A 13,888-nucleotide genomic window follows, 5' to 3' on the forward strand; every position below is an offset into this window, starting at 1 on the left:
GTGCGCTCCTGCTCGATCAGGCCGCGGGCTTGAGCCGGACAGCGACGTTTTCGGCGGCGCCTTTCAGCGGCATTGCGACGACCTGCTCGCCGCCGCTCAGGCCTTTGGTGATGCGCACCAGATCAACACGAAGCTGTTGGTATTCAACCGGCTGCCACTTGAGTTTGTTGTCGGCAACGATCCACACGCCGCGCCCGGTCTTGGACGCCTGAATGGCCGTGGCGGGCAACCGGATCTGCGGGTCCGCTTTACCTGTTTCGATCTCGCCGGTGACGTACAACCCCGCGCGCAGGCGCTCCCCCGGGTTGTCCACCGCGACATAGGCCAGCACGCTGCGCGTGCCCGGCTGAGTGGTCGGGTTGATCCGCGTCAGCTTGCCCTCGAATACCTCATCACCAAACCCCTCTGCGCGCAGGCGAACCTTTTGGCCCGGCATCAGGCTCGCAATGTGCTGACTCGGGATTGCAGCCTCGACTTCGAGTTTGCGCAGGTCGACCAACGAGAAGAGCTTTCGGTTTGGCTCCACCCATTGGCCCGGCTCAACTTGCCGGTAAGAAACCGTTCCGGCAAATGGGGCTACCACCTTGGCGTCTTTCAACGCGCGCTGAACGATCGCGAGCTGCGCCTTTTGCGCATCGAGCGCCGCTTGGCGTTCCGCATAGCCCCCGAGGGTGTTGTCGAACGCGTTTTTCGAAATGAAGTTCTGGTCGAGCAGGGCGCGGCCGGATACACGGTTGCGTTCGGCGACGCGCATCTGCTCCTCTGCGCTGGCTACTGCGGCCGCACGTTCCGCATGGCGGGCACGCAGGTCGGTCTCATCGAAACGCGCGAGCACCTGGCCGGCGACAACCTTGTCGCCCGGGCGCGCGCTGACCTCGGCCACGCGGCCGTCAAATGGGGCGTGCAGATGAATCTGGGTGAGCGGGTTCAGTGTGCCGGCGAGCAAGACGATTGGCTGTACCGCGACTTGCTGGGCGAGCAGAACGTCCGTCGGCGCAAGCTCCATCAGCGTTGGCTTGGCTTGGGCGTCGACGGGCTTGGCCTGGACATCTTTGCGCGCGCTGATCGCGTAAACCGCGCCGATCGTGGCCAAGGCGAGCGCAATGCCACCGAGCGCCCAACGGCGAGAAGGGCGCCGAATCATTTGAAACATGATTGTCTGACTCCAGGGCGGCCAGTTTGGCGCGAGCGGTTGGGGATGATTGATTCTAGGCGCCACCCCGAACTTCAGTTTGTCGGGTTTGTGTCACGCGCCGAAGGGGCGATACAAAGCGGCTGGAGGCGTGAACGACAAAGGGGCCCGCGAACGGGCCCCTTTGGCATTGTCTGGTGCTGCTGACCGGAATCGAACTGGTGACCTACTGATTACGAATCAGTTGCTCTACCGACTGAGCTACAGCAGCGAAGCCCTGCATTCTAATCGAGGTTTTTCAGAACCTGCAAGTCTGTGTCGAGTTCGATTTTCGAATCGGCGACATGTTTTGCCGGGAAAGCGTCACAGATCCGACATCAAAGTCGTGTTAGGGGTCCGATGTAACGCTTGGCGGGGCTGGGTGTTCGTTGTGGTGCGCCGCACCAATCTGGTGCGGAAATATCTCGTAAACACTCGCAATACCTTGTGTTTCGTCCGAATTTGCATGGCACAAGTCTTGCTGAGACTGCTTCGGCAGTGAGTTACATCGTCGCTGTCAGGGCCGCCGGAAGGGGCAAAAACACTCGTTTGTAGCTGTTGCAGTGGGGCTTGGTGGTTGATTGACACCCCAATTTCCGCGCCGCGACAATGCGACGCCCTCGAGAGAGGGTGGCATAACAATAGTTACAAAAAGTGCCTTGTGAGGGACAGGCGGTCCGTTCAGGTGTTGCGGGATAAGCTCGCTCACCACTGAGCTTCCTCGTTGGAGACCCCGACGAGATTGATTGAGAAAATACAAGGAGAGGCACCTATGGCACTTGCACTGAGACCCGGCTACCGGGCTCTGCTCCAGGCGTTCGGCACGACCGTCGCGTTCGGCATGCTTTTGCAGCCGGCGATTGCGGAAGAGCAAGTTCAGAAGATCCAGGTCACTGGCTCGGCGATCAAGCGGATTGCGTCGGAAGGCGCGCTGCCGGTTCAGTCGATCTCTGCTGCTGAGATCAAGAAGACTGGCGCCACGAACGTTGCGGAACTGATCCAGAACCTGCCGGCGATGCAGGGTTTCTCGAACGCGGCGTCTAACGTTGGCGCGGGCAGCGTCGGTTACTCGAGCGCGTCGGTGCACAACCTGGGCGACAGCCGCACGCTGGTGCTGCTCAACGGCAAGCGCCTCGCGACCTACGCTGGCCAGACCTTCATTGGCGGCAGCTCGGGCGTCAACCTGAATACGATCCCGATCGCAGCGGTTGAGCGCGTCGAAGTGCTGACCGACGGTGCATCCGCCATCTACGGTACGGATGCTGTCGCTGGGGTGGTGAACTTCATCCTGAAATCGAACTACCAAGGTCTTGACGCGTCGGTCTCGTACAACGCGCCGGAAGCTGGTGGCGCAGAAGAGAAGCGTATCAGCGTCAGTGGTGGCTTCGGCGACCTCGAGCAAGATCGCTTCAATGTGTTCTGACCTATGCGCACACCGAGAACGATCCGTTGGCCGCTGCCGACCGCAAGAAGTTCGCTGTTCCGCCGAGCCAGGGCTATTACAAATTCACCGGCACCGATGGCGGGATCTACCGCCTGCGCCCGAGTTCGTCGCGCGGCAACCCCGCAAACGCCACGATTACTTGGTATAACCCGAGTGCGGCGCCGGATGACCAATACATTACTCAGAGCTTCAATCCGGCCGTGAAGGCCGGGAGTCCATGTCCGGCGAAGCACGTCCTGAGTGGTTCGTCGTGCCGATATATTTACCCGTACGACCTCGAGATCTACCCGGAGCAGAAGCAGGACGCCTTTACCGGCTCGTTCCAGTTCAAGATCAATGAGAATCACACCCTGTTCGCAGACGCGCTTTATTCGAAGCACACGATGATTTCGAATATCGCACCTCCTCCGGGTGAGGTACCGCTGACGGTGGGCGATTCAATTTGGAATACCTACATTCAGCCTTATCTGCGGACGGTACCGGCCGGTTACGACATTGTTGACGCGGTGGCTCCGTGGCGGATTTCCGATGCCGGTCCTCGTCGTACGAAGGGCACGACAGAGGCCATCCACTTCTCTGGCGGTTCGAAGGGTGTTATCGCTGGATGGGACTATTCGGCTGCCTATACGCACTCGGAGAACAAGTGGCAAGAGGAGCTGCTGTCTGGCTACCTGTACAACGATGATCTGAATGCGCTGATCACGTCGGGTGTGCTGAACCCCTTTGGTCCTCCGGGGTCGAACAAGGCGGCTCTCCAATCGGCTCTGGCTCAAGGCGTTTGGAAGAAGGGCACTGCCGTTCTTGACGCGGTTGAGTTGCGTGGCTCCAAGGAAATCGCACAGTTGCCGGCGGGCGGCCTGATGCTCGGCGCCGGCCTTGATTGGAAGCGAGAAGCGGACAAGTACGAGCCGAGCGGTCTTGCTCAGGGCACCGATCGCGGAGGTCAATTCCCTGACTTCGCCACAGACGTGCCGTTCGATGTGTCGCGTGATTCCTATGGCCTGTTTGGTGAGCTGATTGCACCGGTTGTGAAGAACCTGGAGGTTAGCGGTGCGCTGCGCTACGACAACTACTCCGATGTTGGCGGTACGACCAACTACAAAGTAGGTGCTCGCTGGCAGGCGTTGAACAACCTATTGTTCCGTACAAGCTTCAATACGGGTTTCCGCGCGCCGCGTCCTGCTCAAACGCAGAACATCACCCAACTGTATGGCGTTACGGCGAATCCGTACGATTGCCCTTATAAGGACGCCCGCGCGGTGTATTGCAAGCCGCCCGGCACGCAATACCCGCTGTACACGGGTGGTTCCAGCGAGCTGAAGCCGGAAGAGTCGAAGCAGTTCTCGTTCGGCATTCGCTTTGAGCCGACGAGCTGGTCGAGTGTCGGTGCGGATTACTGGAACGTGTCGATCAAGAACACGTTTGGCACCATCTCAGAGGAAGAGGTTGCTGCCGATTACGAGGGGGCTTGGTCAAACGGGTCAATACGTTCGGATTTGTACGTCGATCCGCAGACCGGCAAGCCGATCCTCGCGTGGTATACGCCGTTGAAGAACCTTGGCGAGCGTAAGGCACAAGGGGTCGATTACGACATCACCCTTGGGTCGCGCTACTCGTTCGGCCGCATTCTCTCCAGCTTCAAGGGCACGTGGATGTTGACCGACAAGCAGCAGACTACGATCGGCGGCGAGTACTACCAGATGGTCGGGATCTACAGCAACGTCCTGCGGCAAGTGGCCTTGCGTCACCAGTTCCAGTGGGCGAACACGCTGTCGATGGCCGATTGGGATCACCGTCTGACCATGAATTACAAGCATGGTTACTACGAATCGCGTGATGGCGAATCGACGGGTGATGTCTTCGTTGACGGTGGCGGTCTCACCAAGGCAACTTACAAGGTCAAGGAGTACGTGACCTTCGACTGGCAGACGACTTACCGCACGCCGGTCAAGGGGCTGGACGTCACGGGCGGCATTCTGAACATCTTCGATGCCAACCCGCCGTTCTCCCTGAATGCTGGTCTGGGTCAAGCTGTGGGTTACAACCCGCAAGTTGCTGATCCGCGCGGCCGTACCTACTACCTGCAAGCCGGTTACAAGTTCAAGTAATCGCGCCAGAGGGTCAGAAGAGAGCCCGAAAGGGCTCTCTTCTTTTTGTCGAGACGGTTTGTCGGCTATCAGCCCCAAACGGCACCCGCCGTTTTTTCGTACGCGCCCGTCGCGCAGAAGTAAGTCTTCGGTCGGCGTGGGCGCAAAACTAGAGCCTCGCGTGACGTAATCATCGACCGACACGCTGATTCTGGTTCCGGGTGTCTCTGCTGTTTGGTGCTGCCCAGTCTTTCAACCCGTCATCAGATCCATGTTCAAGCGACACTTCGGTGGGTGCTGCGAACGATTGCCCCACAAGGGCGGTAGTGAGCCGGCATACGCCATTCAGGATCCAACACGATAAATGCAAGTCGCCAAGCTTGAATTCACTTTAGCCGTCACCTCTGCCGAGCGCGTGCGCGGCCGTGGCCGGCTGGCCGTCAGGGATTCAGCCGCTAGTCGATCTTTGCTTTCTTCCGAGGTTTGTTCATGAGTTACGCCCAACCCGCTGCTGCAGGCCGCAGGACGGTTGGTCTCGTCGTCGTGGTCTTGTTTCACGCGATTCTCTTTTACGCACTCGTATCAGGCCTTGCTCGCAAGGTCGTCGAGGTCGTGAAGGCGCCGCTCGAAACGAAGATCATCGAAGAGGTCAAGCCGCCCGAGGATAAGCCGCCGCCCCCTCCACCGCCCAAGCTCGCTCCGCCACCGCCGGCCTTTATCCCGCCGCCTGAGGTGCGCGTGACGACCGCTACGGCACCGTCCGACGCGACGATTTCGACTGTGACCCAGACGAAGCCGACCGAGCCGGTTCCGGTTGCTGCGCCGGCGCCGGTGGTCAAGCAGTCGAACGTTCGCCATACCGCTTCGTTTGTGAGTTGCGAGACGCCCGTGTATCCGCGTGGCGCCGCTGATGCCGGTGAGCACGGCACGACCCGTCTGGCCTTCCTGCTGGACGTCACCGGCAAGCCGCTGGAAGGTCGTGTCGAGAATTCGAGCGGCTATCGCCGGCTCGACCAAGCTGCGCTCAACGCTTTCAAGAAGTGTGTGTACAAACCGGCCATCGAAAACGGCCAAGCCGTACAGGCGTGGGTAGTCATCGATTTTGAATGGACCCTTGAGTAGCGCAGGCGCTCGGTCCCTCTTGAACAGATCATCAACGATTGGAACTAATACAAATGAGCATTCACAAGATCACTCGCCGCGCGTCCGCTGCCCTTGGTGCCGCGCTGTTTTCCCTGATGTTCTTCGCGACCGAAGCACTCGCCCAAGGCGAGAAGATCTCGGTTGAGAACCCCTATGGCCTTGGCGCTCTGTGGGCACAGGGTGACCTCGTCGCCCGCGGCACCCTGGTGATCCTCGTCATCATGTCGATGGGCACGTGGTACATCGCTGTCGTCAAGCTGATCGAACAAGGCAAGATCTTCAAGCAGGCCAAGGAAGCCCAGGAAAAGTTCTGGGGCGCTCCGTCGGTTGAGGCGGGCATCAAGGAGCTGAATGAAGACAGCGCCTTCCGTTACATCGCCGAAGAGGGCAACAAGGCTGCTCACCATCACGGCAATTCGCTGACCGCCTCGGTTGATCTGAACTCCTGGATCGCCATGTCGCTGCAGCGCGCGAACGACACGATTCACGGCCGTCTGCAAGGTGGTCTGGCCTTCCTCGCGACCGTGGGTTCGACTGCACCGTTCGTTGGTCTGTTCGGTACTGTGTGGGGCATCCTGCATGCGCTGACTGCGATCGGTGTTGCCGGTCAGGCTTCGATCGACAAGGTTGCCGGCCCGGTCGGTGAGGCGCTGATCATGACGGCGATCGGTCTGGCTGTGGCCGTTCCGGCGGTGCTTGGTTACAACTGGCTGGTTCGCCGCAACAAGGCAGCTTCCGACTACGTCCGTCAGTTCAGCGGCGAGCTGCACATGGTGCTGCTCGGCGGCAAGAAGGGCTAAGAAATGGGCATGTCCGTCCCTTCGTCGGGCGGCGACGAAGACGAGGTCGTATCGGCGATCAACACGACTCCGCTCGTGGACGTGATGCTGGTTTTGCTGATCATCTTCCTGATCACGATTCCGGTTGTCACGCAGTCGATCCAGCTCGAGCTGCCGCAAGAAAAGAACCTGCCGACGCAGACCAAGCCGGAAAACATCGTCATCTCGGTCAACAAGGATGGCGAGACGTTCTGGAACATGCAGTCGGTGCCTGACAACAACGCGCTGGTCGAGAAGCTCAAGACCGTGGCGGTGATGGACCCTCAGCCGGAAGTGCATATCCGCGGCGATGCTGGCGCGCGCTATGAGTTCGTCGGTAAGGTGGTCGTTGCCTGTCAGCGCGCGGGTATCGTCAAGGTTGGCTTCATCACCGAGCCGCCAGCTGGCGATGTCGTTCGCTGAACGGATAGGAGAACGACATGGGAATGAATGTTGGTACTGGCGGTGGTTCGGGTGATCCGGATGTGATCGTCGACGTCAACACCACGCCGCTGATCGACGTGATGTTGGTGTTGCTGATCATGTTGATCATCACGATCCCGATCCAGACGCATGCGACCAAGCTGAACATGCCGGTCAACGCACCGCCGCCCACCGCGGCGGAGCCGCCGGTGATCTACCGGATCGATGTCGATTTCGACGGCACCATCCTGCTCAATGGCGAAGTAGTCCCTGACCGCGCAGCCCTCGAGCAGAAGCTGGAGCAGATCGCAGCGATGCCGGTGCAGCCGGAAGTGCATCTTCGCCCCCACAAGCTCGTGAAATACGACAAGGTGGCGATGGTGATGGCATCGGCACAGCGTATCGGGGTCAAGAAGATCGGCCTCGTGGGTGCTGAGCAGTTCATGTAAGTACCGTGTGGCGCGGTGGGAGCAGTCCCATCGCGCCCTTACTTTTTGCGTAATACGGCAGGGACACGAATGATCAAGGGATATCTGGCTGCTGCAATGCTTGTCGGGCTTGTTGGTGCCGCGATGCCAACCGTCTCGATGGCGGAGGAGGGTGCTAAGGCGACCGCCGTGCGCTCGGAAGTCGGCAAGCCGATCCAGGCTGCACTTGACCTGATCAAGGCAAAGAAAACGAAAGAGGCGCTCGCCAAGGTGCGAGATGCCGAAGCGGTAAAGGACCGTACCCCGTACGAGATCTATCTCACCGAACGTGTCAAAGCACAGGCATACGCCAGCGCGGGTGACGCCATGGCGGCTGCGCGCGCCTTCGAGTCCGCTGCTGCACTTCCGGGGGCTCCGGCTGCCGAGCGCACGACGCTTCTGAGTGCCGCTGCAGGGCAGTACTACAGTGGGCGCGACTATGCGAAAGCCGCCGCGATCTCTGGCCGCTACCTGAAGGACGGCGGCACCGACGCGACGATGCGCACGATTTACGTGCAGTCGCTCTACCTCTCCGGTGACTTCGCTGGCACGGCCAAGGCGCTGAGCGCCGAGTTGCAGGGCCAGAAGAAGCCAAGCGAAGAGCAGCTGCAGATGCTCGCTCAAGCCTACCTGAAGCTGAACGACCAGACGTCGTACAGCAAGACGGTTGAGCGGCTGCTCTCCAACTACCCGAAGAAGGAGTATTGGCAGTCAGTCATCTACGCGGTCAAGCAGCAGCCCGGCATGAGCGATCGTCTCGCGCTGGATCTGTCGCGCTTGCTGCGCGCGACCGGCACGCTGCGTACCTCCGCTGAGTACGAGGATGCCGTTGCGCTGGCGCTTCAGCAGGGCTACCCGATCGAAGCCAAGAAGGCCTACGACGAGGGCATGGCAGCGAAGATCATGGGGCAGGGGAGCGATGCCGATCGTCATCGCCGCCTCGGCGACATGACCAACAAGCAACTGGCCGAGGACAAGCAGGCACTTGGCACCCAAGACGCGCAGGCCGTTGCCGCCAAGGATGGCAATGCTCAGGTGAACCTGGGCTACAACTATGTTCTTCATGGCCAGGCTGACAAGGGGCTGGAGATGATGGAGGCTGGCATCAAGAAGGGCGGCCTGAAGCGCCCGGAGGATGCCAAGCTGCGCCTCGGCTATGCCTACTACGTTGCCGGCAAACGCGCAAAGGCGATCCAGGTCATGAAGACGGTGACTGGCACCGATGGTGCTGCGACCCTGGCTGGGCTGTGGAGTATCTACCTCTCGCAATCGAACTAAGCGCTTTGCGTCTGTCGTGACGCAGCCGTTTCGGTTTGGCAACGAGGATTGCGGGCGACTGCAATCCTCGTTTGCTTTTGCGCGGCAGCCCGTGCCGCTCACGGTATAGTTCGCCCTATGGCACAAGACCCCCTCAAGATCGCAGTCGCGCAACTCAACTGTGTTGTCGGCGATATCGACGGAAACCTCGAAAAGATCCGCCAGGCCGCCCGCCGTGCGCGAAAGGCCGGTGCGCATGTACTTGTTACCCCGGAGCTGAGCCTGTGTGGCTACCCGCCGGAGGATCTGCTGCTTCGTCCCGACTTCTATCGCAGCTGCGACCGTGCAATGGCTTCGCTGGCCATGGAGAGCGATGATCTCGCGATCGTCGTCGGTCATCCCCTGCAGGAAGGAGATCGCCGCTTCAACGCCGCATCTGTGCTATCTGGAGGTCGCGTGCTCGCGACCTACCGCAAGCTGCGCCTTCCGAACTACGAAGTCTTCGATGAAGAGCGGTATTTCGATGCCGGCACCGACGCTTGTGTGTTTGAGCATCGGGGCGTGCGTATCGGCCTGAACATCTGCGCCGATGTATGGGAAGCCGGTGCTGCGGAAGCGTCGCGGGCTGCGGGCGCCGAGTTGCTGGTTGCGATCAACGCGTCGCCGTATCACATGGACAAGCTCCAGGTCCGCCATGAGGTGTTGCGTGATCGTGTGGGTGATACCGGTATCCCGGTCGTCTACTGCAACCTTGTGGGTGGCCAGGACGAGCTTGTGTTCGATGGCGCGTCGTTTGCGCTCGCACGCAACGGCGGCTTGCGCTATCAGGGGCCCTCGTTCGAAGAGAGCCTTGATTTCGTCTCGTATTGCGACAGTGACCTCGTCAGCGACCGCGTCACCGCGCCGCGCACGATCGAGGAGGACGTCTGGTCGGCACTGGTCATGGGCGTGCGGGACTACATTGGCAAGAACGGCTTTCCGGGCGTTCTGTTGGGGCTATCGGGCGGCATCGATTCAGCACTGACCTTGTGTGTTGCAGTCGACGCGCTGGGGGCAGACCGGGTGCGCGCGGTGATGATGCCGTCGCCCTATACCGCACAGATGAGCCTCGACGACTCCCGCCTGCTGGTGCAGCGTTTGGGTGTGCGTTACGACGAGATCGCGATTGCGCCCGCGATGGCGACCTTCGATCAGATCCTGTCGCCGATGTTTGCCGGGCTCAAGGCCGACACCACAGAAGAGAACCTTCAGGCGCGCATCCGCGGCATGTTGCTGATGGCGCTGTCGAACAAGACCGGCTCTCTGGTGCTGACGACCGGCAACAAATCCGAGATGGCGGTGGGTTACGCTACGCTGTACGGCGATATGGCCGGTGGTTTTGCGGTCATCAAGGATATCTTCAAGACCTTTGTTTATCGTCTGGCGCGCTGGCGTAACCGAGACGGTGAGCTGATCCCCGACAACATCATCACCCGCCCGCCGTCGGCCGAACTCAAGCCTGACCAGACCGACCAGGACACACTGCCCGAATACGAGGTGCTCGACGCGATCATCGAGGCCTACATGGAGCGCGACGAGAGCCCGCGTGAGATCATCGACGCTGGCTACGCTGAGACGGATGTTCGCCGTGTGGTGGGGATGCTCAAGCGGAATGAGTACAAACGGCGCCAGTCGCCAGTCGGGATACGCGTCACCCGGCGCGGTTTCGGCAAGGATTGGCGTTACCCAATCACGGCGCGGTACCAGGACGAGTTTTGAACACAATCTCGGAGGAGTAAGCAGATGAAAAAAATCGAAGCGATCATCAAACCGTTCAAGCTCGATGAAGTGCGGGAAGCGCTGTCCGAAGTTGGGATTACCGGCCTGACCGTGACTGAAGTGAAGGGTTTTGGCCGTCAGAAGGGCCATACTGAGCTGTATCGCGGCGCTGAGTACGTGGTCGACTTCCTGCCGAAGATCAAGATCGAGGTCGTGGTGGCCGACAGCACGGTCGACCAGGCGATCGAAGGCATCATCAAGGCCGCGCGCACCGGCAAGATCGGCGACGGCAAGATCTTCGTGACGCCGGTGGAACAGATTGTGCGGATTCGTACCGGCGAGACCGACGAAGCCGCTATCTAAGCTGCTCGCTGAGTCAGCGCCGGAAAGGCCGCCCTTGGGCGGCCTTTTTGTTGCTGCCCTTCTGCGTTGCTCTGGCTGTCAGGTTGGAGTGCGCGGGGCGCGCAACAGAACCAGCAGAGCCCCATCGCCGCCGTCATGCGGCTTTGCTTGGCAGAAGGCGAGTATCTCTTCGCGCTGTGCAAGCCAGTTGCGCGAGAGCTGCTTGAGCACGCCAATGCGCCCTGGCGAGCCCAGCCCCTTGCCGTGAATCACCCGCACGCATCGCTCGCCCCGCGTCAGTCGCAGGGCAAGAAACTGGGCTAGCGACAGCCTCGCCTCGTCGCGATCCATGCCGTGAAGATCCAGCTCGGCCTGTACCACCCAGCGGCCGCGGCGTAAGTCTGTAAGGACCCTGCGCGGGATGCCGGGGCGCAGGAAGGCTGCTTCGTCGCCAATATCCAGGCGATCCTCAAAGCTCATCGGCGCCACGATGCTATCGGTCAGCACCTGTTGTTCGTCCGCCTCGCGCTGCCGAGGTTGCGGTGCGGGCGCGGGTGGCGTCAGGTGAAGCCGGCCGGATTCGCGCAGCGGCGCTGCTGGGCCCACTGCGTGGCGGAACAGCGCGGCCGGGTCGTGCGGGTTTTCGGCGCGATCGAGCCACGCGCCCATCGTGTCGGCACTGGCTTCATGCGCTGGATGCGGGTTTGGCGCGCGCCGCCCCATCTTGTCCGGATCAACGCGGCCGTCCTTTCGCAGCGCGACGACGTCGTGCATCGCGTCATGGAACGAGGCGAACTCGTCACGCGGCGTGTTGGGCGTCGGTTCTGCCGACGTTTCGACTTCCGCCACCTTCGGGCGTGGCAAAGGGGCCGGCTTTGGGCGCGACAATTCGGCCATGTTTGCCGCGGGCAAGGGTTGGGTGCCCCGCATTGCCGCAGCGAAGTCGATCTCTTCCGTGTCGCGCGCGGCCTCGCGCAACGCGCGCGGGGATTCCGTCGGGCGCGGTGTCGCGGCTGGCAACTTGTTGCGCAGCGCCCGCAGCGCATCAAAGTGCTGCGGCGCGGGCGGTGCGTTGCGCTTGCTCATGGGCTATGCCTGTCGCGGCCGGGCTGAACGTGAGGTCGATCAGGCCTTGCCGAGGCTGTCGAGGTAGCGTTCGGCGTCCAATGCCGCCATGCAGCCGGTGCCGGCGCTGGTGACGGCCTGGCGATAGACATGATCCTGCACATCGCCGGCCGCAAATACGCCCTTCACGGACGTTTGCGTGGCGTTGCCGTTGCGGCCGCCTTCGGTGATCAGGTAGCCGGTGTCATCCATCTCCAGCTGGCCTTTGAAGATGTCGGTGTTGGGCTTGTGGCCGATCGCGATGAACACGCCCTTGAGAGCGATGTCCTTCGTTTCGCCCGTCTTCACGTTCTTCACGCGCATGCCAGTGACGCCGGTCTTGTCGCCGAGGACTTCATCCAGCGTCGCATCCGTCTCCAGCACGATCTTGCCTGCGGCCACCTTTTCGTACAGCTTGTCGATCATGATTGCCTCGGCGCGGAACTTGTCGCGCCGGTGAACCAAGGTCACCTTGCTGGCGATGTTGGCGAGGTAAAGCGCTTCCTCAACCGCGGTGTTGCCGCCACCAACGACGGCGACTTCCTGGTTGCGATAGAAGAAACCGTCGCAGGTCGCGCAGGCGGAAACGCCGCGGCCGGCGAAGGCCTCTTCAGACGGTAGGCCCAGATACTTGGCGGTCGCGCCGGTGGCGATGATCAGCGCATCGCAGGTGTAGGTGCCGGAATCGCCGATCAGCGTGAACGGCCGTGCGTCAAGCTTCGCCGTGTGGATGTGATCGAAGATCATTTCGGTGTTGAAACGCGCAGCGTGCTTCTCGAAGCGCGCCATCAGGTCGGGGCCCATCACGCCATCGGCATCCGCCGGCCAGTTGTCGACGTCCGTCGTGGTCATCAGCTGCCCGCCTTGGGCGAGGCCGGTGATCAGCACCGGCTTGAGGTTGGCGCGCGCGGCATAAACGGCGGCGGTATAGCCAGCCGGGCCCGAGCCCAGGATGATCAGGCTGGTGTGGCGAGTGGTCGTGCTCATTGCGTTATCTCCCTGTCCGATAGCGAAAAATTATAGCCGAGCGGGTGACTCTCGGCCCCGTGGTCCGGTTGGCATATTCCTTGTGCCATAATCCGCGGGCTAAACGCTGCTGCCGTGTGCCCCGCGCGGCAGAGACGCTACACGCGCAAGCTTCGCGATCCGGAGAACGTCATGAGCACAAGCACTCCCGTTTCTGTCACCGCCCTGAAGACGTTTCCGATCTTTCAGGGTTTGTCCGACGAAAAGCTGCAGCCGATTGCCCGCTGCGCGATCATGCGCCGCGCGCCGCGCGGCTCCAGCGTGGTGAGCGCGGGCGACCGAACCGATTACGTGTACTTTGTACTCACCGGCAGCCTGAAAGTTCTCGTCAGCGACGAGGATGGCCGCGAAGTGATCCTCACCATGATCGGCCAGGGCGAGTTGTTCGGCGAGATGGGCGTCGTGGACGAAGAGCCGCGTTCGGCGACTGTTGTTGCGGTCACGCCGGCCGATCTCGTCACGATTTCCAAGACCGACTTCCGCCGCATCCTGCAAGAGAACTTCGAAGTTGCGCTGCATCTGATGCGTAACCTGGCGCGCCGTCTGCGCGTGGCTGATCGCAAGATCGAGAGCCTTGCGCTGATGGACGTCTATGGCCGCGTTGCGCGTTTGCTGCTCGACATGGCGGCCGAGGATGGCAGCGGCCGCGTGGTGAAGCGCAAGATCTCGAAGCAGGACATCGCAAAGATGATCGGCGCCTCGCGCGAGATGGTCAGCCGCGTGATGAAGGACCTGCAGGTGCAAGGGCTGATCAAGGAAACCGACGACGGCATCGTGCTCTGCGACAGCATTGACGACCTGTAAGGTCTCCCGGCGCCGTGGCTGGCGCTGCGCACAATCCTAAAACT

General features: G+C 61.2%; 13 protein-coding genes and 1 tRNA gene. 10 read left to right on the top strand and 4 right to left on the bottom strand.

Going from position 1 to position 13,888, the window contains the following annotated elements; all coding sequences use genetic code 11:
* Positions 1-16 precede the first annotated feature (16 nt).
* Positions 17-1,153, bottom strand: coding sequence for an efflux RND transporter periplasmic adaptor subunit (locus JY500_RS06230; RefSeq protein ID WP_206255551.1), 1,137 nt, complete (start codon positions 1,151-1,153; stop codon positions 17-19).
* A 174-nt stretch (positions 1,154-1,327) separates the two neighbouring features.
* Positions 1,328-1,403, bottom strand: a tRNA-Thr gene (locus tag JY500_RS06235).
* A gap of 540 nt (positions 1,404-1,943) precedes the next feature.
* Between JY500_RS06235 and JY500_RS06240 the strand changes: the two genes are divergently transcribed.
* From JY500_RS06240 to JY500_RS06280, 9 genes are all read left to right on the top strand, one after another.
* Positions 1,944-2,594, top strand: coding sequence for a TonB-dependent receptor plug domain-containing protein (locus JY500_RS06240; RefSeq protein WP_206255553.1), 651 nt, complete (start codon positions 1,944-1,946; stop codon positions 2,592-2,594).
* Between the two features lie 26 nt (positions 2,595-2,620).
* Positions 2,621-4,723 carry a TonB-dependent receptor domain-containing protein gene (locus JY500_RS06245; protein WP_206255555.1) on the top strand — a complete coding sequence of 701 codons (2,103 nt, stop codon included), beginning with the start codon at positions 2,621-2,623 and terminating at the stop codon, positions 4,721-4,723.
* 468 nt (positions 4,724-5,191) lie between these two features.
* The gene (locus tag JY500_RS06250) at positions 5,192-5,824 is read left to right on the top strand and encodes an energy transducer TonB (RefSeq protein WP_206255557.1); all 633 of its coding nucleotides are present in this window, start codon (positions 5,192-5,194) and stop codon (positions 5,822-5,824) included.
* A 53-nt stretch (positions 5,825-5,877) separates the two neighbouring features.
* Positions 5,878-6,645 carry a MotA/TolQ/ExbB proton channel family protein gene (locus JY500_RS06255; protein ID WP_172198293.1) on the top strand — a complete coding sequence of 256 codons (768 nt, stop codon included), beginning with the start codon at positions 5,878-5,880 and terminating at the stop codon, positions 6,643-6,645.
* Between the two features lie 9 nt (positions 6,646-6,654).
* Positions 6,655-7,086 carry an ExbD/TolR family protein gene (locus JY500_RS06260; protein WP_246479809.1) on the top strand — a complete coding sequence of 144 codons (432 nt, stop codon included), beginning with the start codon at positions 6,655-6,657 and terminating at the stop codon, positions 7,084-7,086.
* Between the two features lie 17 nt (positions 7,087-7,103).
* A complete protein-coding gene (locus JY500_RS06265) occupies positions 7,104-7,535 on the top strand; it encodes an ExbD/TolR family protein (RefSeq protein ID WP_172198299.1) in 432 nt (143 codons plus the stop codon).
* Between the two features lie 69 nt (positions 7,536-7,604).
* Positions 7,605-8,831: a hypothetical protein gene (locus JY500_RS06270; protein WP_206255558.1), complete on the top strand. Its 1,227-nt coding sequence runs from the start codon at positions 7,605-7,607 to the stop codon at positions 8,829-8,831.
* Between the two features lie 117 nt (positions 8,832-8,948).
* Complete coding sequence (locus tag JY500_RS06275) at positions 8,949-10,568, top strand: NAD+ synthase (protein WP_172198305.1); 1,620 nt, start codon at positions 8,949-8,951, stop codon at positions 10,566-10,568.
* A 24-nt stretch (positions 10,569-10,592) separates the two neighbouring features.
* On the top strand, positions 10,593-10,931 hold the full coding sequence (locus JY500_RS06280; RefSeq protein ID WP_172198308.1) for a P-II family nitrogen regulator: 339 nt from the start codon (positions 10,593-10,595) through the stop codon (positions 10,929-10,931).
* A 78-nt stretch (positions 10,932-11,009) separates the two neighbouring features.
* Here the strand turns inward: JY500_RS06280 and JY500_RS06285 are convergent, their stop codons facing one another.
* Together JY500_RS06285 and trxB are read right to left on the bottom strand one after the other, a co-directional pair.
* Positions 11,010-11,996: a Smr/MutS family protein gene (locus tag JY500_RS06285; protein WP_246479811.1), complete on the bottom strand. Its 987-nt coding sequence runs from the start codon at positions 11,994-11,996 to the stop codon at positions 11,010-11,012.
* 39 nt (positions 11,997-12,035) lie between these two features.
* Entirely contained in the window at positions 12,036-13,001 is a 966-nt protein-coding gene (trxB, locus tag JY500_RS06290; RefSeq protein ID WP_172198314.1) for a thioredoxin-disulfide reductase, read from the bottom strand.
* Positions 13,002-13,172: 171 nt separating this feature from the next.
* On the opposite strand from trxB, the gene JY500_RS06295 reads away from it, so the two are divergent.
* Positions 13,173-13,844, top strand: coding sequence for a Crp/Fnr family transcriptional regulator (locus tag JY500_RS06295; protein WP_172198317.1), 672 nt, complete (start codon positions 13,173-13,175; stop codon positions 13,842-13,844).
* The last annotated feature ends 44 nt before the right edge of the window (positions 13,845-13,888 follow it).

It is taken from the genome of Niveibacterium microcysteis, from assembly GCF_017161445.1.
Lineage (GTDB): Bacteria > Pseudomonadota > Gammaproteobacteria > Burkholderiales > Rhodocyclaceae > Niveibacterium > Niveibacterium microcysteis.

What these genes read in the sequence shown, in the direction of transcription:
- trxB (WP_172198314.1), bottom strand. Translation starts at nt 13,001, where the DNA reads ATGAGCACGACCACTCGCCACACCAGCCTGATCATCCTGGGCTCGGGC.
- JY500_RS06270 (WP_206255558.1), top strand. Translation starts at nt 7,605, where the DNA reads ATGATCAAGGGATATCTGGCTGCTGCAATGCTTGTCGGGCTTGTTGGT.
- JY500_RS06230 (WP_206255551.1), bottom strand. Translation starts at nt 1,153, where the DNA reads ATGTTTCAAATGATTCGGCGCCCTTCTCGCCGTTGGGCGCTCGGTGGC.
- JY500_RS06255 (WP_172198293.1), top strand. Translation starts at nt 5,878, where the DNA reads ATGAGCATTCACAAGATCACTCGCCGCGCGTCCGCTGCCCTTGGTGCC.
- JY500_RS06250 (WP_206255557.1), top strand. Translation starts at nt 5,192, where the DNA reads ATGAGTTACGCCCAACCCGCTGCTGCAGGCCGCAGGACGGTTGGTCTC.
- JY500_RS06280 (WP_172198308.1), top strand. Translation starts at nt 10,593, where the DNA reads ATGAAAAAAATCGAAGCGATCATCAAACCGTTCAAGCTCGATGAAGTG.
- JY500_RS06240 (WP_206255553.1), top strand. Translation starts at nt 1,944, where the DNA reads ATGGCACTTGCACTGAGACCCGGCTACCGGGCTCTGCTCCAGGCGTTC.
- JY500_RS06295 (WP_172198317.1), top strand. Translation starts at nt 13,173, where the DNA reads ATGAGCACAAGCACTCCCGTTTCTGTCACCGCCCTGAAGACGTTTCCG.
- JY500_RS06265 (WP_172198299.1), top strand. Translation starts at nt 7,104, where the DNA reads ATGGGAATGAATGTTGGTACTGGCGGTGGTTCGGGTGATCCGGATGTG.
- JY500_RS06260 (WP_246479809.1), top strand. Translation starts at nt 6,655, where the DNA reads ATGTCCGTCCCTTCGTCGGGCGGCGACGAAGACGAGGTCGTATCGGCG.
- JY500_RS06275 (WP_172198305.1), top strand. Translation starts at nt 8,949, where the DNA reads ATGGCACAAGACCCCCTCAAGATCGCAGTCGCGCAACTCAACTGTGTT.
- JY500_RS06285 (WP_246479811.1), bottom strand. Translation starts at nt 11,996, where the DNA reads ATGAGCAAGCGCAACGCACCGCCCGCGCCGCAGCACTTTGATGCGCTG.